This window comes from Stenotrophomonas sp. YJH_SMC_106-19, assembly GCF_059368375.1.
In genome coordinates this window covers 494555-521528 of the sequence record NZ_JCAFRQ010000002.1, presented here as the reverse complement: position 1 = coordinate 521528, position 26974 = coordinate 494555, and the positions used below count along the sequence as shown (strand labels likewise).

Genomic DNA, 26974 nt, shown 5'->3' with positions numbered 1-26974 from the left:
TGATTAAGGTCCGCCTGCCCGATGGCCAAGCCCGCCCACTTCTCGACCAAGGACCGGATCCTCGGTGCCGCGGAGGAGCTGTTCGCCCTGCACGGCTTTGCCGGCACGTCGCTGCGCCAGGTCACCAGCCAGGCCGACGTCAACATCGCCGCCGTCAACTACCACTTCGGTTCCAAGGAAAACCTGGTCAACGAGGTGTTCCGCCGTCGCATGGACGAGATGACCGGCGCCCGCATGGCCCAACTCGAACGCGCCCGCAGCGAACACCCCGGTGAACTGCGCCCGGTGCTGGCCGCCTTCGTGGAGCCGGCGCTGGCGCTGGCCCAGGACCGCCAGAGCGGCGGCGCCTTCGTCCGCGTGATCGCCCGCGCCTACGCCGAGAAAAACGACAACCTGCGCAAGTTCCTGTCCGACCACTACGGCCACGTGCTGCGCGCGTTCGGCAAGGCCATCGCCGAGTGCGTGCCCGACCTGAGCAAGGAAGAGCTGTACTGGCGGCTGGATTTCCTGGCCGGCTCGCTCACCTACGCCATGGCCGATTTCGGGCTGATCAAGCGTCCCGCCGGTGTCACCGAAGCGGCGCATCGTGCCCAGGCGGCCCACGAGCTCATCCATTTCGCCGAAGCCGGGTTCCGCGCCGCCGCACGCAGCGGCAGCGCCCTGCCCGCCTCCGCCTGATTCCACCCAGTAACTGCTGACCAACAAAGGCCCTTACACCATGTCCAATTCCCTGCTAGTCCGCCGCGCCGCCGTGCTGGGTGCCGGCGTCATGGGTGCCCAGATCGCCGCCCACCTCACCAACGCCGGCGTCGACACCGTGCTGTTCGACCTGCCCGCCAAGGAAGGTCCGGCCGATGGCATCGTGCTGAAGGCAATCGCCAACCTGGGCAAGCTCAGCCCGGCGCCGCTGGCCAGCAAGTCGCTGGCCGAAGCGATCACCCCGGCCAACTACGAGTCGGGGCTGGAGCAGCTGAAGGACTGCGACCTGATCATCGAGGCCATTGCCGAGCGCATGGACTGGAAGCAGGACCTTTACAAGAAGATCGCACCGTTCGTGGCCGATCACGCCGTGCTGGCGTCCAACACGTCCGGCCTGGGCATCAACAAGCTGGCCGACGTGCTGCCGGAACAGCTGCGCCACCGCTTCTGCGGCGTGCACTTCTTCAATCCGCCGCGCTACATGCACCTGGCCGAGCTGATCCCGGCCTCGACCACCGATGCCGCCGTGCTGGAAGGCCTGGAAGAGTTCCTGGTCACCACCCTGGGCAAGGGCGTGGTCTACGCCAAGGACACCCCGAACTTCATCGGCAACCGCATCGGCGTGTTCTCGATCCTGTCGACCATCCACCACACCCAGCAGTTCGGCCTGGGCTTCGATGAAGTCGATGGCCTGACCGGGCCGCTGGTCGGGCGCCCGAAGTCGGCGACCTACCGCACCTCCGACGTAGTCGGCCTGGACACCATGGCGCACGTGATCAAGACCATGGGCGACACCCTGCCGAACGACCCGTGGCATGAATTCTTCAAGTCGCCCAAGTGGCTGGATGCGCTGATCTCCAAGGGCGCGCTGGGCCAGAAGACCGGTGCCGGCATCTTCCGCAAGGTCGGCAAGGACATCGTCGTGCTCGATCTGGAAAAGCAGGACTACCGTCCGGCCGACCGCAGCGCCGCACCGGAGGTGGTCGAGATCCTGAAGATCAAAAACCCGGCCGAGAAGTTCGCCAAGCTGCGCGAGAGCCAGCATCCGCAGGCACAGTTCCTGTGGGCGACCTTCCGCGATCTGTTCCACTACAGCGCCTACCACCTGGCCGACATCGCCGAGACCGCGCGCGACGTCGATCTCGCGATCCGCTGGGGCTACGGCTGGTCGCTGGGCCCGTTCGAGACCTGGCAGGCCGCGGGCTGGAAGCAGGTCGCGCAGTGGATCGCCGATGACATCGTCGCCGGCAAGAGCATGAGCAACGCCCCGCTGCCGGACTGGGTCTTCGATGGCCGCGACGGCGTGCACGCCGCCGAGGGCAGCTACAGCCCGTCGCGCAACGCCAAGCTGCCGCGCTCGTCGCTGCCGGTGTACCAGCGCCAGCGCTTCCCGGATCCGCTGCTGGGCGAAACGTTCGCGCCGGGCGAGACCGTGTTCGAGAACGATGGCCTGCGCATGTGGCACGACGGCGACGGTATCGCCGTGGTCAGCTTCAAGACCAAGATGAACACCGTCTCCGACCAGGTGCTCGATGGCCTGCAGGAATGCGTCTCGCGCGCCGAGAAGGACTTCCAGGGCCTGGTGATCTGGCAGCAGAAGGAACCGTTCTCCGCCGGTGCCGATCTGGCCGGCGCCCTGGGCCTGCTGCAGGCCGGCAAGGTCGACCAGTTCGAGCAGATGGTCGCCAACTTCCAGCGCACCAGCCAGCGCATCAAGTACTCGCTGGTGCCGGTGGTGGCTGCCGTGCGCGGCCTGGCCCTGGGCGGTGGCTGCGAGTTCCAGATGCACAGCGCCAAGACCGTGGCCTTCCTGGAAAGCTATATCGGCCTGGTGGAAGCCGGCGTCGGCCTGCTGCCGGCCGGTGGCGGCCTGAAGGAACTGGCCGTGCGCGCCTCGCAGGCGGCCGGCCCGGGCGGCGACGTGTTTGCCGAACTGAAGAAGACCTTCGAGACCGTGGCCATGGCCAAGGTGTCCAACTCGGCGGTCAATGCCAAGGAGCTGGGTCTGCTGCGCAGCACCGACAAGGTGGTGTTCAACAGCTATGAGGCGCTGTACATCGCCAAGGCCGAAGCCCGCGCGTTGGCCGAAGCCGGCTACCGTCCGCCGCTGCCGGCACGCCGCATCCAGGTGGCCGGCGACGTCGGCATCGCCACCTTCAAGATGATGCTGGTCAACATGCTGGAAGGTCGCTTCATCAGCCCGTACGACTACGAGATTGCAGAGCGCATCGCCACCGTGCTGTGCGGCGGCAAGGTCGATCGCGGCACCCTGGTCGACGAAGAGTGGCTGCTGACCCTGGAGCGCAAGCACTTCGTCGAACTGGCCCAGCAGGAAAAGACCCAGGCCCGCATCGCGCACATGCTCAAGACCGGCAAGCCGCTGCGCAACTGATTGATGGCGGATGCCGGCCCCGGGCCGGCATCACCTGCTGTGGCAGTCGAGCATGGCTCGACTCTACAAAACCTATTCGAGAGATCACTGCAATGACCAAGCAAATCCAGGACGCCTACATCGTCGCCGCCACCCGTACCCCGGTGGGCAAGGCGCCCAAGGGCATGTTCCGCAATACCCGCCCCGACGACATGCTTGCCCACGTGCTGCGCAGCGTTGTCGCGCAGGCGCCGGGCGTGGACGTCAACCGCATCGATGATGCGATCATCGGCTGCGCGATGCCGGAAGCCGAGCAGGGCATGAACGTGGCGCGCATCGGCGTGCTGCTGGCCGGCCTGCCGAACACCATCGCGGCGCAGACCGTCAATCGCTTCTGCTCCTCCGGCCTGCAGGCCGTTGCGCAGGCCGCCGATGCGATCCGCCTGGGCAACGCCGACCTGATGCTGGCCGGCGGCACCGAGTCGATGTCGATGGTGCCGATGATGGGCAACAAGATCGCGATGGCACCGAGCGTGTTCGACAACGACCATGTCGCCATCGCCTACGGCATGGGCATCACCGCCGAGAAGGTGGCCGAAGAGTGGAAGGTCTCGCGCGAAGAGCAGGATGCCTTCGCCCTGGCCTCGCACCAGAAGGCGATGGCTGCGATCCAGAAGGGCGAGTTCAAGGACGAGATCAGCCCGTACGAGATCGTCTCGCACCTGCCGGACCTGGCCGATGGCCAGCGCATCATCACCCGCAACAAGGTTGCCGATACCGACGAAGGCCCGCGCCCGGATTCCTCGGCCGAAGGCCTGGCCAAGCTGCGCCCGGTGTTCCGCAATGGCCAGTTCGGTGGCACCGTCACTGCCGGCAACTCGTCGCAGATGAGCGACGGCGCCGGTGCCGTGCTGCTGGCGTCGGAACAGGCAATCAAGGACTACGGCCTGACCCCGCTGGCGCGCTTCGTCAGCTTCTCGGTGGCCGGCGTGCGCCCGGAAGTGATGGGCATCGGCCCGATCGCCGCGATCCCGAAGGCACTCAAGCAGGCTGGCCTGAACCAGGATCAGCTGGACTGGATCGAGCTCAATGAAGCCTTCGCCGCGCAGTCGCTGGCGGTGATCCGTGACTGCGGCCTGGACCCGGACAAGGTGAACCCGCTGGGTGGTGCGATCGCCCTGGGCCACCCGCTGGGTGCCACCGGTGCGATCCGTACCGCGACCCTGCTGCACGGCCTGCGTCGTCGCCAGCAGAAGTACGGCATGGTGACGATGTGCATCGGCACCGGCATGGGCGCGGCGGGTATTTTCGAGGCGCTGTAAGGTTCAAAGCGTTGCCGGCTGATTGCTGATGGTGGGGCCCGGGTGGGTGAGACTGCCCGGGACACGCCGTAAACCCGTCCTTGGGGGCTTGGCAGCGGCATCCATGCCGCTGACAGTCCCGGCCAGCCTCACCCACCCGTGCCACCCAACATTCCGCGCGGCGGAGGGATGAGCAAGAGCTGGGGTCAGATCCCTTTGCTGCGCAAAGGGATCTGACCCCAACAAGCAAAAAGGCAGCCGATGGCTGCCTTTTTGCTTTTGCTCTTGTCTTTGATTCCGCCCTTCCCGTCCGCGCCCGCAGGAAACTGTCGAGAGGGGGCGGATGGCACTCTCCAAAACCGTTGGCGCCATGGGCCCGAGGCATGCCTCGGGCGGGTTGGGCAGGACGCCCAACCCCGGTCTTGCCGTGTGCGCAGGACAGCGCACACGAGCAAGGCGCCATCGAGCCCCCATGGATGGGTTTACGGCGTGTCCTGCAAAGGCCCACCCGTACCGCCCACCACGTATCAATCAAGGCGCCGCGAACGGAGCGCTTGATAAACCTTATTCCGCCAGCATCGCCGCCAGCTTCTCGCGCGCCGGGCCCGCCAGCTTCGGGTTGTCCAGCGCGAAGCGGATCGTCGCCTCGACCAGCCCCAGGTGCGTGCCGCAGTCGAAACGGGTGCCCTCGAAACGGTAGGCATCGACCTGCTCGGTCTTCAGCAGCTGCGCGATCGCATCGGTCAGCTGGATCTCGCCACCGGCACCACTGCCGGTCTGCTCCAGCAGATCGAAGATCTTCGGGCTCAGCACATAGCGGCCGACCACCGCCAGATCGCTGGGGGCATCCTCCGGCTTCGGCTTCTCCACGATCTGCGAGATACGGCCCTTGCGGCCATCGAAGGCCTCGGTGGCCACGATGCCGTAACTGGCGGTCTTGTCGTGCGGCACGTCCTCGACGGCGATCACGCTGGCACCGCTGGCCTCATTGAGGTCGGCCATCTGCTTCAACGCACCGTCGCCGCGGTTCCAGATCAGATCGTCCGGCAGCAGCACGGCGAACGGCTCGTCACCGATCACGGCCTTGGCACACAGCACCGCGTGGCCCAGACCCAACGCTTCGGCCTGCGTCACGAAGACCGCACGCACGCCGTTGGGCAGCACGTGGCGGATCATCTCCAGCTGCTCCTGCTTGCCGGCGCGCTCGAGCTTCTGTTCCAGCTCATACGCCTTGTCGAAATAGTCGGCGACGGCGTGCTTGTAGCGGTTGGTGATGAACACCAGCGTGTCACAGCCGGCTTCTATGGCCTCATCAACAGCGTACTGGATAAGCGGACGATCGATGATCGGCAGCATTTCTTTCGGCACCGTCTTGGTCGCCGGCAGGAAGCGCGTCCCGAGCCCTGCCACGGGAAAAACTGCTTTACGAATTCGCTTGCTCATTAGTGCCTGTTGGCCTCGCGTGTCGGAAACGGCACGACTTTAGCGGATGAGATGTAAGCATCCTGTTCGATTGGAGAAAACTCCGGCATCGTCGCGAACAGGATCTCCTGGATGGTGTCGATGTCGTAGCTGCTGATCGCTTCGCGCAGCTTCGGAACGTTGCCGAGCACCATGTCACGCGAGAACGTGCGCACGCCGGCTTCGAGGATCTTGGGGTGCGCGGTCGAACGATAGTCCTCGTCGGAATAGAACAGCGTCTCGTGCAGCTTCTCACCCGGGCGCAGCCCGGTGTAGATGATCGGAATATCCTTGTACGGCTGCTTGCCGGCCAGCCGGATCATCTGCTCGGCAAGCACCCGGATCGGCACCGGCTCACCCATGTCGAGCGTGTAGATGGCGCCATGCGACGCCGAGGCGGCCGCCTGCAGGATGAGCTGGCAGGCCTCGGGGATCGTCATGAAATAGCGGCTGACCTCCGGGTCGGTGACCGTGACCGGCCCGCCCTTGAGGATCTGCTCGCGGAACAACGGCACGACGCTGCCCGCCGACGCCAGCACGTTGCCGAAGCGCACGGTGACGAAGCGGGTATGCGTGGACTTCTGGTCCAGGCTCTGGCAGATCATCTCGGCGTAGCGCTTGCTGGCACCCAGCGCATTGACCGGATCGACCGCCTTGTCGGTGGAGATGAACACGAAGTGCTCGACGTGTGCCTCCAGGCAGGCACGGGCGACGTTCTCCGTGGCCAGGATGTTGTTGCGCACCGCCTCGCGTAGCTGCCGTTCCAGTACCGGCACATGCTTGTAGGCGGCAGCATGGAAGGCCGTATCCACCGGGTGCAGCGACAGCGCATGGCGGATCACTGCGGGGTCACCGCAGTCACCCAGCACGGCTTCGATCTCGATGTCGGGAAAACTGCGGCGCAGTTCGCCTTCGATGGTCAACAGCAGCAGTTCGCTGATCTCCAGCAGGACGATGCGGCCTGCACCGTGGCGCGCGCACTGGCGGCAGAGTTCTGAACCGATCGAACCACCGGCGCCGGTCACCATCACAGTGCGCCCGCCCAGCCAGCCACGGATCAGGTTCCAGTCCGGCATGATCGGCTTGCGGCCCAGCAGATCCTCGATCGCCACTTCCTTCAGCTGACCCGGCAGCGACTGCCCCTGCAGGATGTCACTGAGCTTGGGCACGGTGCGGAACGGAACCCCGGTGCTCTCGCAGATGGCGACCACGCGCTGCATGCCGGCGGCATCCAGCGACGGAATGGCGATGACCAGCAGCTTGGCTGCGGTTTCGCGGGCCACGGCCGGCGCATCGTCCAGCGTGCCCAGGATCGGCAGGCCCTGCAGTTTCGCGCCGCGCAGGTGCGGGGCGTCATCGAGCAGGCCGACCGGCTCGAAATTGCCGGAACGACGCAGATCGCGGACCAGCGTTTCAGCGGCCTGGCCGGCGCCCAGGATCAGCACCCGGCGCGCGCTCGAATCGGACTGCAGCGCTTGGTAGTCCTTCCATGCGCGATACAGCAGGCGCGGGGCACCCAGCAGGGCCGACAGCGCGAAGGGATAGATCACCAGCACCGACATCGGCACGCCGTTGAAGCGCTTCCACATCAGCACCAGGACGATGGCGACCATGCCGATGAAGCTGGCTTTGAAGATGTTCAGCAGGTCGCTGACGCTGGCAAACCGCCACAGGCCGCGATACAGGCCGACGCGCCAGAACACCAGTCCCTGCAGCAGCAGGACCAGGGTGGTATCGACATTCCACAACGGCAGCGCAGGCGCGTCCGGCAGGATCGAGTAACGACCGGCGTGGAGCAGCTGCCAGCATGCCCAGACCATGAACAGGTCGTGGCAGACAATGGCCGTACGCGGCAACAGGCCGAGGATTCTATCCCGCCAGGGTGAAGACATATTTCAAGGAGTTCCTTGTCGGAGGCGCATTCCATTGCGCAGGAGGAGCCACAGCATGCTCAGCGTGATGAACCAAGCAATTGCCACGACAGCCTCCCACCTCGGCTGCAGATTCGAACTGACATTGAACACTGTAATACTGAATAGGCCCAAAACAAAGTACATCCCTGTCACCTGGGCGTGGCTGGCTCCTGCCTGCACAGCGCGCTGGTAGACGTGCTGGGTGTGGGGTTCCATCCAGCGTTGCCCGGAAATGATGCGCGCCAGCAGTGTGAAGCCCGCGTCCACGAGGAACGGCGACAGCGGCACCAGCAGCAGGATCCAGTTGATGTCCGTGCGCAGGCTGGCCACGGCCACAACGGCCGCCACCGCGTAGCCCAGCGCTCCGCTGCCGACATCCCCGAGGAAGATGCGTGCGCGCGGAAAGTTGAAGGGCAGGAAACCCACGCAGGCCAGCCCGAGGGCGATGGCCAGCAATGACCACGGCCAGGGCAGCACCGGAGCGAACCCCAGCGCGACCACGATGGCCTGGCTGCTGGCAATGCCGTTGATGCCATCCATGAAGTTCCAGATGTTGATCAACGAGGCGGTGAAGAACAGCACCAGCAGGGCAAGCAGCCAGCTGCCGCCGTGGATCTTCACCAGCCCGGCCAACAGGCCGGCAGCAATGAAATGAACAAGCAGCCTGCGCATGGCCGGCAGCGGGCGATGGTCGTCCCACCAGCCGATGCCGGCGACCAGCAGCAGGCCGGCAGCGGCGACCAGCAGGCTCGGCATGGCCTGCGGCCACGCCCACATGGCCACGGCTGCGGTGGCCAGCAGACTGATGACAATGGCGATGCCGCCGCCACGTGGCGTGGCGACGCTATGGCTGCGGCGTTCCCCGGGGTGGTCCATCAGCTGCCGGCGCAGCGCGTAGCCGCGCGCCGCCCAGGTCAGGGCGGCGCTCAGCAGGGCCAACGCCAGCAGCGCGCCCATCACGAGCCAGGGCATGATTCAGAGCACCGCGTAGTTCAGCAGCGGCTTGACCGTACCCCATTCCTTGCAGCTCGGGCACTGCCAGTGGTGGGTGCGCGCACCGAAGCCGCAGCGTGTGCAGCGGTAGGCCGGATTGCGCACCAGCAGCTGGTCGGTGATGTGCTTGAGATCGTGCAGGGTGGCCGTGGAATCGGCACCTTCGGCGAGGGTCAGGTCGATCAACGCCGATTCGCCGCGCACCGAGGGGCGGTCCTTGAGCTGGCGGCCCAGATAGGCGCGCGCAGGGGCGACACCTTCCTGTTCCTCCATCAGCCGGGTCAGCGCCAGCACCGGCGCGATACCGCGGTAGTGCTCGGTCATTTCCGAAAGGAAGGCGCGGGCGCCGCCCAGGTCGCCGACCTTGCGGTAGTTCTGCATCAGCGCCGGCAGCAGTTCCGGCAGATACTCCGGGTCATTGCGCGCAGCACGCTCGAAGGCTCGCACCGCCGCTTCGGGATTGCCGGCATCGCTCTCCAGGCGTCCTTCGATGATGCCGGCGCGCACCGACATCGCATCGGCCTGGTAGGCACGGGCAATGGCCGCCCTCGCCTCTTCCAGCTTGCCGGCGCCACGGAAGCGTTCGGCCAGCTCGCACTCGAACTGCCCGATCAGCTTGCCCATCGGCTCGCCGGTGACATCCTCGAAGCGGGTGGCGTTGTCGATCGCCTTCTCCCAGTCGCGCTCGGCCTGGTAGATCCCGATCAGGTGCTTGAGCGCCTGCGGCGCACGCTGGTCCAGCTGGGCCAGTTCGGTGAACACGGTCTCGGCGCGGTCCAGCAGGCCGGACTTCATGTAGTCCTCGCCCAGCGCCAGCAGCGCCTGCACGCGCTGCGCATCGCTCAGATCGTTGCGGTTGACCAAGCCCTGGTGCAGGCGGATGGCGCGGTCCACTTCGCCGCGGCGACGGAACAGATGGCCCAGCGCGACCTGGGTCTCGAAGGTTTCCTTGTCGAGCTCGGCAATGTGCAGGAACAGCTCGATGGCCTTGTCCGGCTGCTCGTTGAGCAGGTAGTTCAGGCCACGGAAGTAGGTGCTGGACAGTCGGCTGACCTGGTTGTCACCGTGGCGCTGACCGCCACGCCGTCCGATCACCCAGCCGGCCAGGGCGGCCAGCGGCACGAACAGGAAAAACCAGAACCACTCGGTGACGAAATCCATCTTCGATCAACGTCCGTCAAAAGATTGGGGGGAAGCGGCCGGTGCCGGCGTCGCGGCAGCGGACTTGTTGGCGCGGCGCAGCTGGCTGTAGAGCGGAACGACCACGCTCACCAGCACCAGGCCGGCGCCGACCACCACGCCCACCAGCAGGGCGGCGATCAATGCCACGCCGACGGAGGTATGCAGCTCGGTGAACAGCAGGTTGATCGACATCGCGGTCATGTTGACCGCACCGATGATCAATCCAAGGATCAGCACCGCCAGCAGGACCAGCAGACGAAAGACCTTCATGCGACAGCTCCAGGGGCGGGAGACCGTAGCTTATCCGACTCGCGGCTGGATTCGCACGCGGTGGCGCGACGGGACGCTCAGGCGGGATCGGCGTCCAGCGGCAGCACGCTGCTGACCCGCTCGCGCAGTTCCTTGCCCGGCTTGAAATGGGGAACGTGCTTGCCCGGCAGGGCAACCGATTCGCCGGTCTTGGGGTTGCGACCCAGGCGCGGCGGGCGGTAGTGCAGCGAGAAGCTGCCAAAACCGCGGATTTCGATGCGATCCCCGACAGAGAGGGAACCGCCCATCATTTCCAGCAACGACTTCACCGCCAGATCGACATCATCGGCCTTCAGGTGCGCCTGACGGCGCGCAAGGATTTCGATCAGTTCGGATTTGGTCATCACCGGCTCACATCAGGGGCATTTCAGCCTGAAACGGCCCGGGCAGTGCCCGGGCCGTCCAGGAAACAACGAACAACGGGCCCGATTACTCGGACTTGCTACCGTTCAGCTGGGCACGCAGCAGCGCGCCGAGCTGGGTGGTGCCACCCGAAGCGGACTGGTATTCCTCCAGCACTTCGCGCATTTCCGCGTCGTCCTTGGCCTTGATCGACAGCTGCAGGGTACGGCCCTTGCGGTCCATGCCCACGAACTTGGCTTCGACCTTGTCGCCGACCTTCAGGTGCTGGGTGGCGTCGTCAACGCGCTCGTTGGCGATGTCGCGAGCCGAAACGTAGCCTTCGATGCCGTCGGCCAGTTCGATCACGGCGCCCTTGGCGTCGACTTCCTTCACCACGCCTTCGACCTTGGAGCCCTTCGGATTGGCCGCCATGTACTGGCCGAACGGATCCTGCTCCAGCTGCTTCACGCCCAGGGAGATGCGCTCGCGCTCCGGGTCGACGGCCAGGACGACGGCGTCCAGGGTATCGCCCTTCTTGAAGTTGCGAACGACGTCTTCGCCGGTGGTGTTCCAGCTGATGTCGGACAGGTGGACCAGGCCATCGATGCCGCCGTCCAGGCCGATGAAGATGCCGAAGTCGGTGATCGACTTGATCTGGCCGGACACCTTGTCACCCTTCTTGTGGGTGGCAGCGAAGGTTTCCCACGGATTGGCGGCAACCTGCTTCATGCCCAGCGAGATGCGGCGACGCTCTTCGTCGACGTCCAGCACCATCACTTCGACTTCGTCACCGACCTGCACGACCTTGGACGGGTTGACGTTCTTGTTGGTCCAATCCATCTCGGAGACGTGCACCAGGCCTTCGACGCCCGGCTCGATCTCGACGAACGCGCCGTAATCGGTGACGTTGGAGACCTTGCCGAAGACGCGGCTGTTGGCCGGGTAACGACGGGCGATGTTGTCCCACGGATCTTCGCCCAGCTGCTTCAGGCCCAGCGAAACGCGGTTGCGCTCGCGGTCGAACTTCAGCACGCGCACGTCCAGCTCGTCGCCGACGTTCACGACTTCGGACGGATGGCGCACGCGCTTCCATGCCATGTCGGTGATGTGCAGCAGGCCGTCGATACCGCCCAGGTCCACGAACGCGCCGTAGTCGGTCAGGTTCTTGACGACACCCTTCAGGATCGCGCCTTCCTGCAGCTTGTCCATCAGCTGCTCGCGCTCTTCCGAGTGCTCGCTTTCGACGACAGCGCGGCGCGAGACCACGACGTTGTTACGCTTGCGGTCCAGCTTGATGAGCTTGAATTCCAGCTCCTTGCCTTCCAGGTAGGCCGGATCGCGCACCGGGCGCACATCGACCAGGGAACCCGGCAGGAAGGCGCGGACATCCTTGATGTCCACGGTGAAACCACCCTTGACCTTGCCACTGATGCGGCCGGTGATGGTTTCGTTCTTTTCCAACGCTTCTTCCAGCTCGTCCCACACCATCGCGCGCTTGGCCTTCTCGCGCGACAGGACGGTTTCGCCGAAGCCGTTCTCGATGGAGTCGAGGGCGACCTTGACGATATCGCCTTCGGCGACATCGATCTCGCCAGCGTCGTTACGGAACTGTTCGATCGGCACGATGCCTTCGGACTTCAGGCCAGCGTTGATCACCACGACGTCGCCGCGGACTTCAACAACGGTACCGCTGACGATGGCGCCCGGCTTCAGCTTGGCCAGATTGGCCTGGCTGGCTTCAAACAGTTCGGCAAATGATTCGGTCATTAGATTTACTCTGTTGGACACATGGGTCGGTGGCGTCCCTTCGGGGATGGGCGACCGCCCGCCTGTTGGTCGACCCCGGAAAAGCAGGTCGTGTGTGAAGTAGGAAAACCGCCACGCATCATTGCGCGACGGAGCTTGTACAGCACTGCTATTGCGCGACCACCACCGATGCGGCTGGCAGTGCTCCCGCGCGAACGGATCAGGCAGCCGGAACCGGAAGCAGATCCATCACTCGGGCAACGACATCTGCGATGCCGATGCCTGTGGTGTCGATGAGGACGGCATCGTCTGCCGGCTTCAGGGGCGCCACGGTACGCTGAGCATCACGGGCGTCGCGGGCCATGATCTCGCGCAGGAGGTCATCAAAGTTAACAGAAACCCCCTTGTCTTTCAACTGCTTATGCCGGCGCTCGGCGCGCTCTTCGGCACTGGCGGTCAGGAACACCTTGTAGGGGGCATCCGGGAAGATCACCGTACCCATGTCGCGACCGTCCGCGACCAGGCCCGGCAGCTCCCTGAATGCGCGCTGCCGCTCCTTCAGGGCCGCCCGGACTTCGGGAATGGCCGCGATGGCCGACGCCAGCGCGCCGGTGGTCTCCAGCCGCAGTTCGTCGGTGGCATCGCTGCCATTGACCAGGACCCGCATCGCATCACCCTGTTCAACAAACTGAACATGGGTATCGAACGTGCACCGCACCAGTGCCGAGGCGTCGGAGGTATCGATGTCGGCCCAGCTGGCGGCCACGCCCACCGCCCGGTACAGGGCGCCTGAATCCAGGTAATGCCAGCCCATCCGGCGCGCCACGATGCGGCTGATGGTACCCTTGCCGGCCCCTGATGGGCCGTCGATGGTCAGGACGGGAGCGAGTGGATTCATGGGGGTCCCAGTACGTGTGAAGGGGGCATTCTAGCCCCTGCCAGACACCCCGCGACGGATCTTTTGTGCAACCACTTGAAGCCATGAGGAAAAGCCCGGTAGAATGGCGGGCTTGAACGAGCGTCAACTGCCGATTGTCTTTCGCATATCGCGGCCACGCTCCACCCGAACAACTACTGTTTACGCCGAGGTATGCCATGAAAGTCCTGTCCTCCCTGAAGTCGGCGAAGGCCCGTCACCGTGACTGCAAGGTCGTCCGTCGCCGTGGCAAGATCTTCGTGATCTGCAAGTCGAACCCGCGTTTCAAGGCGCGTCAGCGCTGAGCCCAACAGCCTTCGTGGCTGCGGCTGGTCCCGCGCGGGACCGACCCGATGCAAAAAGCCGCCTTCGGGCGGTTTTTTGTTTATGCGGCTTTTTCCTGCCGATTTTGCTGTAATCGCCTTTCTTGACCACTGGGGAGTAGATCGAGATGAAGCGTTACCTGTCCACCCTGGCCGTGCTGGCCACTCTGGCTGCCGCCACGCCGGCCCTGGCCGACACTCTGCTTGTCGACCGCGCCCGCGAGAAGCCGGCCGGCGCCCTGCCCCTTCGTGGCCAGTCCATGCAGCAGGTGCAGAGCCAGTTCGGTGCGCCCAGCGAGCAGCTGCAGCCGCGCGGCGGGCAGAAGCGGCAATGGCCGACCATCAACCGCTGGGTGTACCCACAGTTCACTGTCTACTTCGAGAAGCAGAAAGTGATCGACGTGGTGGCCAACCAGGCGGACCCGAACGAAATCGGCCCGAAACCGCCGATCCGTTGACCCCTTTACCCGCCCCGGGCGGGCCTGTGTAGCGAGACCATGAACCAGACCCTTCGTTTTCCTGCCGAGTGGGAAGCCCAGAGCGGCGTCCTGATTGCCTGGCCCACCGCCGATACCGACTGGGCCGACCGCCTGGGACAGGTGGAGGAAACCTATATCGCACTGGTTGCAGCGATCACCCGCTTCCAGCCGGTGCTGATCTGCGTGGCCGATGACGATGTGGAGACCTATGCCGAAATGCGGCTGCGCTCCAACCGCATCGACATGGACAGGGTGCACTTCACCACGGCGGCCTACGACGACACCTGGCTGCGCGACTCGGGCCCGATCACCCTGCGCCGTGCCGACGGCGGTTTCCAGCTGCTGGACTTCCGCTTCACCGGCTGGGGCGGCAAGTTCGATGCCACCCTCGACGATCAGCTGGTGGGCGCGCTCGACCAGGCCGGCGTTTTCAACGACGCGCCGGTGCGCAGCATCCCGTTCGCGCTGGAAGGCGGCGCCATCGAAACCGACGGTGAAGGCACCCTGCTGACCACCTGGAAGTGCCTGCACGAACGCCACCCGGATCGTGACCGCGCCAGCCTGAGCACCGACCTCGCCGACTGGCTGCAGCAGGAGCGCGTGCTGTGGCTCGACCACGGCTACCTGGAAGGCGACGATACCGATGCCCACATCGATACCCTCGCCCGCTTCGCCTCGGCGGACAGCATCGTCTACCAGGCCTGCGACGACGAGAACGACTCGCACTACGCCGAGCTGCAGGCGATGGGCAGGGAACTGGCTGCGCTGCGCACCCGTGACGGTCAGCCATACCGCCTGTTCCCGCTGCCGTGGGCACAGCCGGTAATCGACGAAGGCCGCCGCCTGGCGGCCTCGTACGCCAACTACCTGATCGTCAACGGCGCGGTGCTGATGCCGGCGTACGGTGATCCGGCCGACGATCTGGCCCGCGACGTGCTGGCCAAGGCCCATCCGGGCCGCGAGATCGTCCAGGTGCCCTGCCGCTCGCTGATCTGGCAGAACGGCAGCCTGCACTGCATCACCATGCAGCTGCCGGAAGGCCTGCTGAAGGCGTAGCACGATGCGGTAGCGCCGGGCCACGCCCGGCGAGCACAGCGGCATTCGGTTCGTACGCCGGGCATGGCCCGGCGATACCGGCTGCGTGCACCTGTTCAGCGGCCGACACGCTGCGGCATCGCATACGCGCTAACATGCGGGTTTTCCCCCGCAGGAACACCCGCATGAACTCGCGCAGCCCGCTTACCGTCGCCCTGATCCAGGAGCGCAACCACGGCGATGCCGCCGCCAATCTGGCGGTGATCGAGGCTCGCGTGGCCGAAGCGGCAGCGCAGGGCGCCAAGCTGGTGCTGCTGCAGGAACTGCACAACGGCCCCTACTTCTGCCAGCACGAGTCGGTTGACGAGTTCGATCTGGCCGAACCGATCCCGGGCCCGAGCACCGAGCGCCTGGGTGCGCTGGCGAAGAAGCATGGCGTGGTGCTGGTCGGTTCGCTGTTCGAGCGCCGCGCCGCCGGCCTGTACCACAACACCGCGGTGGTGTTCGAGAAGGACGGCACCCTGCTCGGCAAGTACCGCAAGATGCACATCCCGGACGATCCGGGCTTCTACGAGAAGTTCTACTTCACCCCGGGCGACATCGGCTTCACCCCGATCGACACCTCGGTGGGCCGCCTGGGCGTGCTGGTGTGCTGGGACCAGTGGTATCCGGAGGCGGCGCGCCTGATGGCGCTGGCCGGCGCCGAGCTGCTGCTGTACCCGACTGCGATCGGCTGGGACCCGGACGACGTGCAGGACGAGAAGACCCGCCAGCGCGATGCCTGGGTACTGAGCCACCGTGGCCATGCCGTCGCCAACGGCCTGCCGGTGCTGAGCTGCAACCGCGTCGGCCATGAGGCCTCGCCGCTGGGCGCGTCGGGCATCCAGTTCTGGGGCAACAGCCACGTGCTCGGCCCGCAGGGCGAGTTCCTGGCCGAAGCCGGCACCGATGCCGCTGTGCTGGTATGCGACGTCGACCTGCAGCGCAGCGAGCACGTGCGCCGCATCTGGCCGTTCCTGCGCGATCGCCGCATCGATGCCTACGGCGATCTGCTCAAGCGCTACATCGACTGAACCGGAGCCGCGCATGGCCGTCCTCATCCGTGATGCCGGCCCGGCCGACATCGCCGCGATCACCGCGATCTACGCGGTCGAAGTGACCGACTTCGTCAACACGTACGAGTACGACATCCCGGACCAGGCCGAGATGCTGCGCCGCATGCGCGACATCATCGACCGCGGTTTTCCCTATCTGGTCGCCGAGATCGACGGCCAGGTCGCCGGCTACGCCTACGCCAACACCTACCGCACGCGCATTGCCTACCAGTGGACCGTGGAGAACTCGGTCTATGTCGATGCACGGTTCCAGGGCCAGGGCGTCGGCACCGGCCTGTTGCAGGCGCTGATCGACGCATGCGTCGCACGTGGCTTCCGGCAGATGGTGGCGGTGATCGGCGAACCGACCAATACCGCTTCGATCAGGCTGCACGAGCGTTTCGGCTTCGAGCTGGTCGGCGTGTTCCGCGGCCTCGGCCGCAAGCACGGCCGCTGGCTGGACACCGTGCAGATGCAACGCGCGCTCGGCGACGGCGCCGACACCGCACCTTCCAATGAATGACTCCATGACCGAAATCCTTCCCGAGACCGGCGACGATCTGTTCGCCGGCCAGCCGGTGCGCGTCGTTGAACGCGACGGCGTGCGCTACACCCTGCTGGGCACCGCCCACGTTTCCCACGCCAGCGTCGAGGCGGTGGAGAAAGCAATCAACAGCGGCCGCTTCGATGCCGTCGCGGTCGAACTGGACCCCCAGCGCCTGCAGGCCCTGAGCGATCCGGACACGTTGGCCAAGCTGGACCTGGTCGAGGTGATCCGCAAGGGTCGCGTTGCCCTGTTCGCCGCCAACCTGGCGCTTTCCGCCTACCAGCGTCGTCTGGCCGAACAGCTCGGCATCGAGCCGGGTGCGGAACTGAAGCGCGCCGTCGAACTGGGGCGTGAGCGCGGCCTGCCCGTCCACCTGATCGACCGCGAGGTGGGCCTGACCTTCCGCCGCGCCTCGCAGCGGCTGGGCTTCTTCGGCAAGCTGAAGCTGGTTGCGGGCCTGGGCGCCGGCCTGTTCTCATCGGAAGAGGTGGGCGAAAACGAAATCGAGAAGCTCAAGCAGGGCGACATGCTGGAGTCGAGCTTCGGCGAGTTCGCGACCGAGAATCCCGCGCTGTACGAAACCATCATCGGCGAGCGCGACCGCTACATGGCCACGCGCCTGCGCGAAGAACACGACCCGCGGCAGCGCGAAGTGCTGGCGGTGGTCGGCGCCGGCCATCTGGCAGGCCTGGCGCGATACCTCGAAACGGATACCGATGCACCGGCACCGTTGCGCGCCGAACTCGAAGCCGTGCCGAAGAAGCGCAACATCCCGTGGTTCACGCTGGGCATCCTTGCCATCGTCATCACCGGCATCGCCGTCGGCTTCTACCGCGGAGGCCTGGGCGTGGGCACCGAACTGCTGGCCACGTGGGCGATGTACACCGGCGGCCTGGCCGGCCTCGGCTGTCTGCTGGCCGGCAGTCACCCGCTGAGCATTCTCACGGCGATCGTGGTCGCCCCGTTCAAGCCGTTCCGGCTCAGCATTCCCACCGGCGCGTTCTCGGCGCTGGTCGAGGCACGCCTGCGCAAGCCGGCGTACCAGGATTTCCTGCAGCTGCGCGACGATGCACAGTCGTTGAAGGGCTGGTACCGCAATCGGGTCACCCGCGTGGTGCTGACGTTCATGCTGACCAATCTCGGCAGCATGCTCGGCCTGTGGCTGACCGGCTTCCAGGTGTGGGGCAAGGTCGCAGGTTGATTGCAACGCCCCGCCGGGCATGGCCCGGCGATACCGTGTGGCGGTGATGGTAGCGCCGGGCCATGCCCGGCGAAAAAAAAGGGAGGCCGCCCCACTACGACCGGCCTCCCCACACCACAACACGTTGTCGTTCCCCGTAGTCGGGCAAGCTCGACGCTAGGCGGCCGTTGCCGCCACCTTTTCCAGGCCGCGCGCGCGGCGGATCAGCCGCGTCACGGCATTGCGCAGGTCGTCCAGCACCGCGTAGATCGTCGGCAGGAACAGCAGGCTGACCACGGTCGAGAACGCCAGTCCACCGGCGATGGCTCGGGCCATCGGCGCGTACTCCGGGCCGTCGCCGAACATCTGCGTGTTGGTCAGCGAAATCGGCACCATCGCCAGGATCGCCGTCCCCATGGTCATCATGATCGGGCGCAGCCGCTCGCGTGAGCCCTCCACCAGCGCCTGGGTACGCCCCATGCCGCTGCGCCGGAGGTTGTTGATGTGCTCGATCATCACGATGCCGTTGTTCACCACCACGCCCATCAGCACCAGGATGCCGATGAAGGACATGATTCCGAACGAGGTGCCGGTGATCCAGAACAGCCAGAACACGCCGAAGATCGAGAACAGCACGCCGCTCATGATCGCCGCCGGGAACAGCAGCGATTCGAACACCGCCGCCATCACCACGTAGATCATCACCAGCGCAATGAGCAGGTTGAACACCATCTGCTGCATCGCCTCGTCATCGTTGCCATAGTCGCCGCCATCGAAGGTGTAGCCATAGCCGGCCGGGAAGCTCATCGGCTTGAGTACGGCCTCGATCGCCTTGCGTCCGTCCGGTGCGGTGATCTTCTCGGCCAGGTTGGCCTTGATCGTCAGCGTGGTCTGCCGGTTGGTGCGGCCGATCTGGGTGGCGGACGAACCGACATCGACGCTGACCAGACTCAGCAGCGGCACGCTGCGGCCGTCGCCGGTACGCACGCTGAAGCCGGCCAGGTCCTCCGGACTGCTCTGCTCGGCTCCGGCGAAGCGCACCCAGACCGGCACCTCGTTGTCGCCTCGCCGGAACTCACGCATCGGTGCACCGCGCAATGCCAAGCCGACAAAGCTGGCCACCTGCTCGGCGTTGAAGCCGAAGGCGGCGGCACGCTCGCGATCGACGCGCACCTTGAGTTCACCGCCCTTCTCGCCATTGTCGATGCGCACGTCGCGCAGCTCCGCACGCTGGGCCAGCAGGGGCAGCACTTCCTGGCCGATTTCCTGCAGCATGCTGCTGGAATCCCCGATCAACTGCACCTGCACGCCCTGGTTGCCGCCACCACCATCACCGCCCTGGTTGCCGACGAAGTAGTCGGTACGCGCGGACTTCGGCAGGCCCTTGCGCAGCTCCTCCTGCAGTGACTTGATGTCCTTGGCGTACTTCTCGTCCAGGGTGACGACCGTCGAGCTGCCTTCCTGCTCGCTGTACCAGGAGTACACCTGCTTGACGTGCAGGCGCTCACGGTTCTCGTCGATCCAGTTCTCCACCCGAGCCACTTCCTCGGACATCTGCCGGTAGGTGTAGGCACCCTTCCACATGTAGCCGATGAAGATGTCCTTGCCACCTTCACCACCGAACATGTCCACCTTGGTCAGTTTCATCGGCACCAGGCTGACGGCCACCACCAGCACGATGCCCAGCAGGCTCCAGCCACGATGGTGCAGCGACCAGTCCAGCACCTGCGCGTAGCGCCGCTGCAGGCGCGCGATCAGGCCGGTCTGCGAGTGCACGAGCTTGGGCGTGGCCATGCGCGCAGACAGCATCGGAATCAGGCTGACCGCCACCAGCCAGGACGCCAGCAGCGATACCGAAATGGTGATCGCGATCTGTGCCATGAAGATGCTGATGTTGTTGGTCTCGCCGAACAGGTTCGGCACGAACACGATGCAATGGCACAGGGTGCCAGCGCTGAGCGCGATGGCGACGTTGCGGGTGCCGATGATCGAGGCCAGCCGTGGCTGTCCCGGCATGCGCTCGCGCTCCTGGTAGATGCTCTCCACCACCACCACGGCGTTGTCCACCAGCATGCCCACCGCCAGCAGCAGGCCCATCATGGTCAGGATGTTCAGCGTCACCCCGACGAAGTACATGAAGCCCAGGGTGATGGTGAAGCAGATCGGGATGGCCAGCGTCACCATCAGCGTGGACGGCCAGTGGCGCAGGAAGAAGAACAGCACCGTCACCGACAGGATCAGGCCCACCGCACCGGCTTCGGCCAGCTCCAGCAGCGAGGAGGTCACCGCCTTGCCCTGGTTGTCGATGACCTTGATCTGCACATCGCGCATCGAGGCCTGTGCGCGGATCGCTTCGACTTCGGCCAGCGCCGCGCGCGAGACGTCGACCAGATTGGCGCTGCGCTCCTTGAAGATGTCCAGGCCCACTGCCGGGTTGCCATCCAGGCGGCGGCCATAATTCATCCGCGCCGGCTTCAGCCGCACATCGGCGATGTCACCCAGCCGCAGGCCCTTGGCGTTGATCACCAGGTCGCGCAGTTCCTGCAGGTCGGTGATCTCGCCGACCGGTTGCACGCGCACACGCTGGCCGTTGTCATCGATCTGCCCGGCCGAGATCGAAAAGTTCAGCGTGCGCAACCGTTCGCTCAGCTCGTTGATGCTCAGCCCGTGCGCGTTGAGCCGGTTGGGATCGATCGCGATCTCGACTTCATTCGGCGGTGCACCGGTGATGTCCACGCGCGCAACGCCCGGAATGCGCTCGATGCGCCGCTTGAACTCGCGGTCGAGCATGTCATAGGCGGTCGTCAGGTCGGTGGTGCTGGCCAGGCGCACCTTCAGCACCGGCTGGTCGCTGCTGGACCACTTGAACACGTTGTAGCGCTGCAGGTCGTCAGGCAGGTCGCTGCGGATCGCATCGATACGTTCGCGCGCGTCGGAAGCGGCGATGGCGATGTCACGGTCCCAGTCGCTGAACTCGATGAAGATCAGCGCCGCTTCGGACGTGGCCGAGGAGCGCATGCGCTTGATCCCGGTCATCGTTGCCAATGACTCTTCCACCGGCCGGATGATGGTCCGCTCCACTTCTTCCGGTGTCGAGCCCGTGTACGGAATCTGCACGAACAGGAACGGCGCGGAGATGTCCGGCAGAGCCTCCAGTGGCAGCCGGAATGAAGCGATCAGGCCGATCACCACCAGCGATACGAAGCACATGATGGTGGTGACCGGACGGCGGATGGAGAACTCGGCGACACTCATGCCGGCTCCTCGCCGCCGACGCGGCCACCTTCTGGGATTCGCAGTCCGTCGCCGGCGTGCTTGCGGCCGCGTTCGCGGTAGTAAGCGTCGCCGCGGCGATCCATCAGGTCGTAGACCACCGGGATCACCAGCAGGGTCAGCAGGGTGGAGACCAGCAGGCCGCCGATCACGGTGATCGCCATCGGCGCACGTACTTCAGCGCCCTCGCCCATCGCCACCGCCAGTGGCAGGAAGCCGAACAGCGTGCACAGGGTGGTCATGATGATCGGACGCAGGCGCGAGCGCGCGCCTTCCACCAGCGCCTCGTGCTTGGCCACACCGGCCTCGCGCAGCTGATTGACCTTGTCGATCAGGATGATCGCGTTCTTGGTGACCAGTCCCACCAGCAGGATCAGGCCGATGAACACCACCACCGAGATCGGCTTGCCGGTCAGCATCAGCGCCAGGATCGCGCCGACCAGCGCCAGCGGGATGGTGAACAGGATCACGAACGGATGCAGCAGCGATTCGAACTGCGACGCCATCACCAGGTAGACCAGGAAGATCGCCAGTCCGAAGGCGAAGATCAGCGACGTTGCCGCCTGCGCCAGCTCCTCGCCCTGGCCACCGATATGCAGGCCGACGCCCGCACCAAGCGGCTGTTCGGCGACCATCTGCTGCACTTCGCGCATGGCCGCGCCCAGATCGATGTCACGCAGGTTGGCCGAGACCACCGCGACGCGGGTCTGATCGGCACGGTGGATCTCGCTCGGACCGGTGGTGGCCACCACGTCGGCCACGGCGTCCAGGGTGACCGGACGGGTACTGCCCGGGTTGACGATCAAGCGGCGGATGCTCTCCACGCTGGCCCGGTCGCCTTCCTGTGCCCGTACCAGCACGTCGATCTTGCGGTCGCGGAAGCTGTAGCGGGTGGCCACATCGCCGCGCACCTTCTTCACCACGACGTCGGCGATCTGGCGGGTGGTCAGGCCCAGCGCACCGGCGCGCTCCTGGTCGAAGCGGATCTGGATCTCCGGGAAGCCCTCCTCCACCGTCGACTTCACGTCGGCGTAGTGTGCATTGCCGCGCAGCAGGGCAGCCAGCCGCTGGCCAGCCTGCTCCAGCGTGGCCATGTCCTGACCACGCAGTTCGATTTCCAGCGGGGTGGAGAAGCTGAACAGTGCCGGCCGCGCGAAGTCGACCTGCGCGCCGGGGTGCCCGGCCATGGTGCCACGCAGGCGCTCGGTGATGGCCGCTTCGGTGCGCGCATCCCCACCGCCTTCCATCACCACGGTCAGCTTGCCGATGTTCTCACCGCTCTCGGTCGGGCTTGCGTCCAGCCGGGTACCGCTGCCACTGACGCCGTACAGCGAGGCCACGCCCTCGCCCTTGCCGTGCGCCAGCTGCAGTTCGCGGACCAGTGCATCGGTCTGCTTCAACGGCGTGCCGGCCGGCAGCTTGACGGTCATCTCGAAGCGGTCCTGGGCCAGCTGCGGGATGAGGTCGGCGCCCAGCATCGGCACCAGCGCCAGGGTGGCTGCAAACGCCAGCGCGGCCAGGCCCAGCACCTTGCCGGGGTGCGCCAGCGCGCTCGGCAACAGCCGCAGGTAGCCACGTTCGGCCCCCGCATACGGCTTCATCGCGATATCGCTGGCCTTGCGCATGACCGGACCGATCACGGCGGCAACGCCGCGGCAGGCACGCACCACCAGCCAGGCCAGCGCATAGAAGGTCCAGCGCACCGCAGCGACGAAGCCACGACGGCCGGCTGCAACGGGCTTCTGCCAGCGACGCTCCGGCTGCCACGCCTCGCTGGCGGGCTCTTCGGGGAACGCCAGCGGCGGCCGCCCCTTCAGCGAGCTGAGCATCGGAATCAGTGTCATCGATACCAGCAGCGAAATGGCGATGGCGATCGCCACGGTCAGCGCCTGGTCGCGGAACAGCTGGCCGGCGATACCGTCGACGAACACCAGTGGCAGGAACACCGCGATGGTGGTCAGGGTGGAGGCGACCACCGCCATGCTCACTTCGCGGGTGCCTTCGATCGCGGCCTGCAGGATGCCCAGCCCGCGCTCGCGCGCCTTGGCGATGCTCTCCAGCACCACGATCGAATCGTCCACCACCAGGCCCGTCGCCAGCGCCAGGCCGCCCAGCGACATGACGTTCAGGCTGAGACCCAGCTGGCCCATGAAGAAGAACGTGGCGATGATCGACACCGGCAGCGACAGGCTGATGACGAACGTGCTCCAGCCATCGCGGAGGAACAGGAAGATGATCAGGATCGCCAGCAGGCCGCCGATCACCGCATCCTTCTTGACGTCGCTGATCGCATGCTCGATGAAGCGCGACTGGTCCTCGATGGTGGTCAGTTCGGCATCGCCGGGGAACGTGCCCTTGATCTGCTCCAGGCGCTTGCGCAGCGCTTCGGCGGTGGCGACGGTGTTGGCGTCGCCTTCCTTGTAGATCGCCAGCTCGACCGATTCCTTGCCGCCGAGGCGGATGATCGCTTCACGCTCCTTGTAGCCCTGGCGTACGGTGGCCACGTCCTTCAACCGGACAGGAACGCCATTTGCGACCACGCTGGAGCCACCGCCGGACGATGCGCTCTGTGCGGCCGAGGCTGCGGCGATGGCCGCAGCGGAACCGGTGGAGGCGGCAATGTTGAACATCTGCTGCAGCGCGGAGTCCGCCGCACTGCCATTGGACGCCTGGGTGGTGACCAGCAGGTTGCGGATCTCCTCCAGGTCGGCGAACTGGTTGACGGTACGCACCAGGAAGCGCTGCGAGCCCTCTTCCAGCCGACCGCCGGAGATGTTGATGTTCTCGTCCTTCAGGCGCTTGATGACGGTATCGATCGGCAGATTCAGCTGCGCGAGCTTCTGCTGGTCGATGTCGACCTGGATCTCGTCCTCCAGGCCGCCGCCGACCTTGACCGCCGCCACGCCGGTGACCGGTTCCAGCTTCTTCTTCAGATCCTCGTCGGCGTAGCGGCGTAGGATGGTCAGCTCGCGGATGGCGTCGGCATCGCTGGACGGGGCCGCCTTGCTGGACAGCACCAGGCGCATGATCGGCTCGGTGGACGGATTGAAGCGCAGCAGCACCGGGGCTTTCGCCTCCAGCGGCAGGTTCAGCGCTTCCATCTTGTCGCGCACTTCCAGGCTGGCCTGATCCATGTTGGTGCCCCAGGCGAACTCCAGCACCACATCGCTCTGGCCGGTGCGCGAGACCGACTTCAGCTTGCGCAGGTTCTTGACCACGCCCACGGCTTCTTCCACCGGCTGGGTGATCAGGGTTTCGATCTCGGTCGGTGCCGCACCGGTGTATTCGGTGCGTACCGTCAGCGTCGGGTAGCTCAGGTCCGGCAGCAGGTTGACCTTGAGACTGCCCAGCGCAATCAGGCCGAACAGCAGCAGGGTGACCGTGCACATGGCAATGGTGACGCGGCGGCGGGTAGCGAACTCCACCAGGCCGCCGCGCATGCCGGCGGCGGCGCTTTCGCCGTGGGGCGAAGCACCGTGGTCGTGGTCAGGATGGCTCATTGCCGGCTCCCGGCCTTGTCTGCCGGCTTGGCCGAGGCCGTCGCCGTCTTCGCTTTCGGATCAGCGATCACCTGCACGGCGGTGCCGTCGCGCAGCGCGACCTTGCCTGCGGTGACCACCTGGTCTCCGGCCGCCAGGCCATCACGGATCTCCACCCATGGCCCCTCGGCGTAACCCAGCTTGACCGGAACGCGCGCGACCTTGCCGTCGCGCACCCGGAACACCGCCGGCTCACCATCGTCGAGCAGCGCCAGGCGCGGCACGACCAGGGCGTCGGCACGCTGGTCGTAATCGATGCGGATCCGGCCGAACATGCCCGGCTGCAGGGAATGGGCAGTGCCGTCGAAGGCACTGACAACACGGAACGTGCCGCTACCCGAATCCACCACCGGTGCGATGCGATCAACGATGCCGGTGAAGCTCTGGCCCGGCAGTGCATCCGCCGACAGGGTCACCGGCTGGCCGGCACGCAGCGTTGCCAGCTCGCGTTCGGGAACGTTGAGCGTGGCTTCCAGGCGCGAGTTGTCGACGATGCGGAAGATCGGCGTGTTGATCTGCACGAAGTTGCCGGTCTTGATCGAGCGCGAGGCGATCACGCCGGAGATCGGTGCGACCACCGTGGTGTACGACAGCTCCAGCGTGGCCAGGCGATACTGCGCGCGCACGTTTTCCAGATCGAAGCGCAGCTGGTCGACGTCGGCGGCACTGACCATCTGCTGGCCGACCAGCTTCTGTGCGCGCTGGTAGTTGTTCTCGAGCTTGCGCATCTGTGCCTCGCTCTGGGCAACCGCCAGGCGTGCGCGGTCCGGATCGAGCCGCACCAGCGGCTGCCCCGCGCTGACCCGCTGGCCTTCCTCGACCAGCACCGCCAGCGCCACGCCAGAGGTCTTGGCAACCACCTGCGACTCGGCGCGCGGCTCCAGCGCGGCGGTGCCGGTGTAGCTGGCCGCCACCGCGCGGCGGCTGGCCACCGCGACCTCGACCGGCACGGACTCGACTTTTTTCTCATCCTTGGTTTCGGCGGCCTTGGCCTCGCTGTTGGGGCCCGCGGCGCAACCGCCCAGCATCAGCGTGGTGGAGATCAGCAGGGCGGCGGCGCAGAGTCCGCTGCGGCGGCCATGCAGGAAGATTGGGTGCGACATCGTCAGGTCCCTGGAGGATGCGTGGGCAGGTGTGGTAGCAAAGTAATGCACCACTTCACGGCAACACCATATCCCAAAGGTCATGGTGTCTTCACGCCGCTGGTCGGCCCACCCCCATTTCAGCTAGATGAAACCTGAGGCTATACTCGGGTCGTTCCGTACCCCACGCCGGAACGACCAGACCCGAATCCCCGGAAACGACATCATGCGCCCGCAGCCGCTCGCCGCTTGTCTCGCTCTGGCCGTCCTCCTGCCCCTCGGGGCCGCCGCACAGCCCGCTCCAGCTACCACGACCGCAGCACCCGCCCCAGCCCCGGCACCCGCCGCTGCTGCCGCCGCCGCACCTGCCGGCAATTACGACAATGGCCGGGTGCTGGCCTACACCTGCCAGGGGTGCCATGGCATCACCGGTTACAAGAACGCCTACCCGAGTTACCGGGTACCGAAGATCGGTGGCCAGACCCAGCAGTACCTGACCCAGGCCCTGACCGAGTACCGCCAGGGCAAGCGCCGGCATCCGACGATGCAGGCCCAGTCGATGAGTTTCAGCGAACAGGAGATCGCCGATCTCTCTGTTTACCTGTCCACCGTCAAGTAAGGCCCGCCCATGTCGAAAGCCGCGCATCCACTGCGTCATGCCATCGCCCTGTCCGTCGCCCTGCTGCTGGCGGCCTGCTCGCAGTCACAGGTGGAGAACAGCGAGAAATCCGCCGCCGATCCGGGCCATGCCAGCGGCGAGCACGGCTCTTCATCGTCGGCAGGCCTGCCCACCGGCCGTGAGGCTGCCGGTGAAGCCCGGGCCAAGGTGAAGGGCAAGGCCACCAACCAGAGCTGCATCGATTGCCATGGTGCCGACGGCAACGCCCCGATCGATCCGACCTACCCGAAACTGGGTGGGCAGTACGGTGATTACCTCGCGCATGCGCTGCAGGCCTACCGTTCCGGCGACCGCCAGCACGCGTTGATGACGCCGCAGGCGACGGACCTGAGCGATCAGGACATCGCCGACCTGGCGGCGTACTTCGGCAGCCGGCCAAGCCAGCTGCGGGATCTGCACGGGGTCAAATAGGATCAGGGCGCCGTGGCGCCCTTGCATCCCTGGCGCCGGGCCATGCCCGGCGGAACGCCAGAAGCCCGCGCTGTGCGCCCGCGGGGCATGGCCCCGCGC

General features: G+C 66.0%; 22 protein-coding genes. 11 read left to right on the top strand and 11 right to left on the bottom strand.

What is annotated here, in order from left to right; all coding sequences use genetic code 11:
* The first annotated feature begins 21 nt into the window (after positions 1 to 21).
* The 3 genes from AC5P5M_RS09995 (at position 22) to AC5P5M_RS09985 (ending at position 4392) form a co-directional block, all read left to right on the top strand.
* Complete coding sequence (locus tag AC5P5M_RS09995; protein ID WP_065175050.1) at positions 22 to 678, top strand: TetR/AcrR family transcriptional regulator; 657 nt, start codon at positions 22 to 24, stop codon at positions 676 to 678.
* 40 nt (positions 679 to 718) lie between these two features.
* Positions 719 to 3091, top strand: coding sequence for a 3-hydroxyacyl-CoA dehydrogenase/enoyl-CoA hydratase family protein (locus tag AC5P5M_RS09990; protein ID WP_065175049.1), 2373 nt, complete (start codon positions 719 to 721; stop codon positions 3089 to 3091).
* A 92-nt stretch (positions 3092 to 3183) separates the two neighbouring features.
* The gene (locus AC5P5M_RS09985) at positions 3184 to 4392 is read left to right on the top strand and encodes an acetyl-CoA C-acyltransferase (protein ID WP_053520191.1); all 1209 of its coding nucleotides are present in this window, start codon (positions 3184 to 3186) and stop codon (positions 4390 to 4392) included.
* A gap of 543 nt (positions 4393 to 4935) precedes the next feature.
* On the opposite strand, the gene galU is transcribed toward AC5P5M_RS09985, so the two are convergent.
* From galU to cmk, 8 genes are all read right to left on the bottom strand, one after another.
* Positions 4936 to 5814: a UTP--glucose-1-phosphate uridylyltransferase GalU gene (gene galU, locus AC5P5M_RS09980; RefSeq protein ID WP_053517730.1), complete on the bottom strand. Its 879-nt coding sequence runs from the start codon at positions 5812 to 5814 to the stop codon at positions 4936 to 4938.
* A complete protein-coding gene (locus tag AC5P5M_RS09975; RefSeq protein ID WP_262101284.1) occupies positions 5814 to 7724 on the bottom strand; it encodes a polysaccharide biosynthesis protein in 1911 nt (636 codons plus the stop codon). Before AC5P5M_RS09975 ends, galU begins: the two co-directional genes overlap by 1 nt.
* Before the next feature lie 3 nt (positions 7725 to 7727).
* On the bottom strand, positions 7728 to 8717 hold the full coding sequence (locus AC5P5M_RS09970) for an MraY family glycosyltransferase (protein ID WP_065175048.1): 990 nt from the start codon (positions 8715 to 8717) through the stop codon (positions 7728 to 7730).
* Between the two features lie 3 nt (positions 8718 to 8720).
* On the bottom strand, positions 8721 to 9899 hold the full coding sequence (gene lapB, locus AC5P5M_RS09965) for a lipopolysaccharide assembly protein LapB (RefSeq protein WP_053517734.1): 1179 nt from the start codon (positions 9897 to 9899) through the stop codon (positions 8721 to 8723).
* Positions 9900 to 9905: 6 nt separating this feature from the next.
* Positions 9906 to 10190, bottom strand: a complete 285-nt coding sequence (locus AC5P5M_RS09960; protein ID WP_053517736.1) for a lipopolysaccharide assembly protein LapA domain-containing protein — start codon at positions 10188 to 10190, stop codon at positions 9906 to 9908.
* Between the two features lie 77 nt (positions 10191 to 10267).
* The gene (locus AC5P5M_RS09955) at positions 10268 to 10573 is read right to left on the bottom strand and encodes an integration host factor subunit beta (RefSeq protein WP_053517737.1); all 306 of its coding nucleotides are present in this window, start codon (positions 10571 to 10573) and stop codon (positions 10268 to 10270) included.
* A gap of 85 nt (positions 10574 to 10658) precedes the next feature.
* Positions 10659 to 12338 carry a 30S ribosomal protein S1 gene (gene rpsA, locus AC5P5M_RS09950; protein ID WP_053517739.1) on the bottom strand — a complete coding sequence of 560 codons (1680 nt, stop codon included), beginning with the start codon at positions 12336 to 12338 and terminating at the stop codon, positions 10659 to 10661.
* Positions 12339 to 12537: 199 nt separating this feature from the next.
* On the bottom strand, positions 12538 to 13215 hold the full coding sequence (cmk, locus tag AC5P5M_RS09945; RefSeq protein WP_053517740.1) for a (d)CMP kinase: 678 nt from the start codon (positions 13213 to 13215) through the stop codon (positions 12538 to 12540).
* Positions 13216 to 13412: 197 nt separating this feature from the next.
* Between cmk and ykgO the strand changes: the two genes are divergently transcribed.
* The 6 genes from ykgO (at position 13413) to AC5P5M_RS09915 (ending at position 17912) form a co-directional block, all read left to right on the top strand.
* Positions 13413 to 13538, top strand: a complete 126-nt coding sequence (ykgO, locus tag AC5P5M_RS09940) for a type B 50S ribosomal protein L36 (protein ID WP_005409283.1) — start codon at positions 13413 to 13415, stop codon at positions 13536 to 13538.
* Between the two features lie 146 nt (positions 13539 to 13684).
* Positions 13685 to 14014 carry a hypothetical protein gene (locus AC5P5M_RS09935; protein ID WP_053517741.1) on the top strand — a complete coding sequence of 110 codons (330 nt, stop codon included), beginning with the start codon at positions 13685 to 13687 and terminating at the stop codon, positions 14012 to 14014.
* 39 nt (positions 14015 to 14053) lie between these two features.
* Positions 14054 to 15091, top strand: a complete 1038-nt coding sequence (locus AC5P5M_RS09930; RefSeq protein WP_180877199.1) for an agmatine deiminase family protein — start codon at positions 14054 to 14056, stop codon at positions 15089 to 15091.
* Between the two features lie 164 nt (positions 15092 to 15255).
* On the top strand, positions 15256 to 16143 hold the full coding sequence (locus AC5P5M_RS09925) for a carbon-nitrogen hydrolase (protein WP_053517744.1): 888 nt from the start codon (positions 15256 to 15258) through the stop codon (positions 16141 to 16143).
* A gap of 13 nt (positions 16144 to 16156) precedes the next feature.
* Positions 16157 to 16687: a GNAT family N-acetyltransferase gene (locus AC5P5M_RS09920; RefSeq protein WP_065175046.1), complete on the top strand. Its 531-nt coding sequence runs from the start codon at positions 16157 to 16159 to the stop codon at positions 16685 to 16687.
* A gap of 4 nt (positions 16688 to 16691) precedes the next feature.
* Entirely contained in the window at positions 16692 to 17912 is a 1221-nt protein-coding gene (locus tag AC5P5M_RS09915) for a TraB/GumN family protein (protein WP_053517747.1), read from the top strand.
* Positions 17913 to 18068: 156 nt separating this feature from the next.
* Here AC5P5M_RS09915 and AC5P5M_RS09910 read toward each other — a convergent pair whose 3' ends face one another.
* From AC5P5M_RS09910 to AC5P5M_RS09900, 3 genes are read right to left on the bottom strand one after another with little or no spacing between them, the layout of a single operon-like run.
* Complete coding sequence (locus AC5P5M_RS09910) at positions 18069 to 21146, bottom strand: efflux RND transporter permease subunit (protein ID WP_065181330.1); 3078 nt, start codon at positions 21144 to 21146, stop codon at positions 18069 to 18071.
* Positions 21143 to 24604, bottom strand: coding sequence for an efflux RND transporter permease subunit (locus AC5P5M_RS09905; protein WP_495205860.1), 3462 nt, complete (start codon positions 24602 to 24604; stop codon positions 21143 to 21145). Before AC5P5M_RS09905 ends, AC5P5M_RS09910 begins: the two co-directional genes overlap by 4 nt.
* Positions 24605 to 24660: 56 nt before the next feature.
* Positions 24661 to 25806 carry an efflux RND transporter periplasmic adaptor subunit gene (locus tag AC5P5M_RS09900; protein WP_053517749.1) on the bottom strand — a complete coding sequence of 382 codons (1146 nt, stop codon included), beginning with the start codon at positions 25804 to 25806 and terminating at the stop codon, positions 24661 to 24663.
* A gap of 205 nt (positions 25807 to 26011) precedes the next feature.
* On the opposite strand from AC5P5M_RS09900, the gene AC5P5M_RS09895 reads away from it, so the two are divergent.
* Together AC5P5M_RS09895 and AC5P5M_RS09890 are read left to right on the top strand one after the other, a co-directional pair.
* A complete protein-coding gene (locus tag AC5P5M_RS09895; RefSeq protein ID WP_053517750.1) occupies positions 26012 to 26404 on the top strand; it encodes a c-type cytochrome in 393 nt (130 codons plus the stop codon).
* A 9-nt stretch (positions 26405 to 26413) separates the two neighbouring features.
* A complete protein-coding gene (locus AC5P5M_RS09890) occupies positions 26414 to 26875 on the top strand; it encodes a c-type cytochrome (RefSeq protein WP_053517751.1) in 462 nt (153 codons plus the stop codon).
* Positions 26876 to 26974 lie beyond the last annotated feature (99 nt).

Bases quoted from the DNA above. Each gene is read 5' to 3' on its own strand.
- AC5P5M_RS09905 (WP_495205860.1), bottom strand. From the start codon at position 24,604: ATGCGCGGCGGCCTGGTGGAGTTCGCTACCCGCCGCCGCGTCACCATT.
- AC5P5M_RS09990 (WP_065175049.1), top strand. From the start codon at position 719: ATGTCCAATTCCCTGCTAGTCCGCCGCGCCGCCGTGCTGGGTGCCGGC.
- ykgO (WP_005409283.1), top strand. From the start codon at position 13,413: ATGAAAGTCCTGTCCTCCCTGAAGTCGGCGAAGGCCCGTCACCGTGAC.
- AC5P5M_RS09975 (WP_262101284.1), bottom strand. From the start codon at position 7,724: ATGTCTTCACCCTGGCGGGATAGAATCCTCGGCCTGTTGCCGCGTACG.
- AC5P5M_RS09895 (WP_053517750.1), top strand. From the start codon at position 26,012: ATGCGCCCGCAGCCGCTCGCCGCTTGTCTCGCTCTGGCCGTCCTCCTG.
- AC5P5M_RS09995 (WP_065175050.1), top strand. From the start codon at position 22: ATGGCCAAGCCCGCCCACTTCTCGACCAAGGACCGGATCCTCGGTGCC.
- AC5P5M_RS09890 (WP_053517751.1), top strand. From the start codon at position 26,414: ATGTCGAAAGCCGCGCATCCACTGCGTCATGCCATCGCCCTGTCCGTC.
- cmk (WP_053517740.1), bottom strand. From the start codon at position 13,215: ATGAATCCACTCGCTCCCGTCCTGACCATCGACGGCCCATCAGGGGCC.
- AC5P5M_RS09935 (WP_053517741.1), top strand. From the start codon at position 13,685: ATGAAGCGTTACCTGTCCACCCTGGCCGTGCTGGCCACTCTGGCTGCC.
- AC5P5M_RS09985 (WP_053520191.1), top strand. From the start codon at position 3,184: ATGACCAAGCAAATCCAGGACGCCTACATCGTCGCCGCCACCCGTACC.
- galU (WP_053517730.1), bottom strand. From the start codon at position 5,814: ATGAGCAAGCGAATTCGTAAAGCAGTTTTTCCCGTGGCAGGGCTCGGG.
- AC5P5M_RS09920 (WP_065175046.1), top strand. From the start codon at position 16,157: ATGGCCGTCCTCATCCGTGATGCCGGCCCGGCCGACATCGCCGCGATC.
- AC5P5M_RS09925 (WP_053517744.1), top strand. From the start codon at position 15,256: ATGAACTCGCGCAGCCCGCTTACCGTCGCCCTGATCCAGGAGCGCAAC.
- lapB (WP_053517734.1), bottom strand. From the start codon at position 9,899: ATGGATTTCGTCACCGAGTGGTTCTGGTTTTTCCTGTTCGTGCCGCTG.
- AC5P5M_RS09970 (WP_065175048.1), bottom strand. From the start codon at position 8,717: ATGCCCTGGCTCGTGATGGGCGCGCTGCTGGCGTTGGCCCTGCTGAGC.
- AC5P5M_RS09915 (WP_053517747.1), top strand. From the start codon at position 16,692: ATGACCGAAATCCTTCCCGAGACCGGCGACGATCTGTTCGCCGGCCAG.
- AC5P5M_RS09900 (WP_053517749.1), bottom strand. From the start codon at position 25,806: ATGTCGCACCCAATCTTCCTGCATGGCCGCCGCAGCGGACTCTGCGCC.
- AC5P5M_RS09910 (WP_065181330.1), bottom strand. From the start codon at position 21,146: ATGAGTGTCGCCGAGTTCTCCATCCGCCGTCCGGTCACCACCATCATG.
- rpsA (WP_053517739.1), bottom strand. From the start codon at position 12,338: ATGACCGAATCATTTGCCGAACTGTTTGAAGCCAGCCAGGCCAATCTG.
- AC5P5M_RS09930 (WP_180877199.1), top strand. From the start codon at position 14,054: ATGAACCAGACCCTTCGTTTTCCTGCCGAGTGGGAAGCCCAGAGCGGC.
- AC5P5M_RS09955 (WP_053517737.1), bottom strand. From the start codon at position 10,573: ATGACCAAATCCGAACTGATCGAAATCCTTGCGCGCCGTCAGGCGCAC.
- AC5P5M_RS09960 (WP_053517736.1), bottom strand. From the start codon at position 10,190: ATGAAGGTCTTTCGTCTGCTGGTCCTGCTGGCGGTGCTGATCCTTGGA.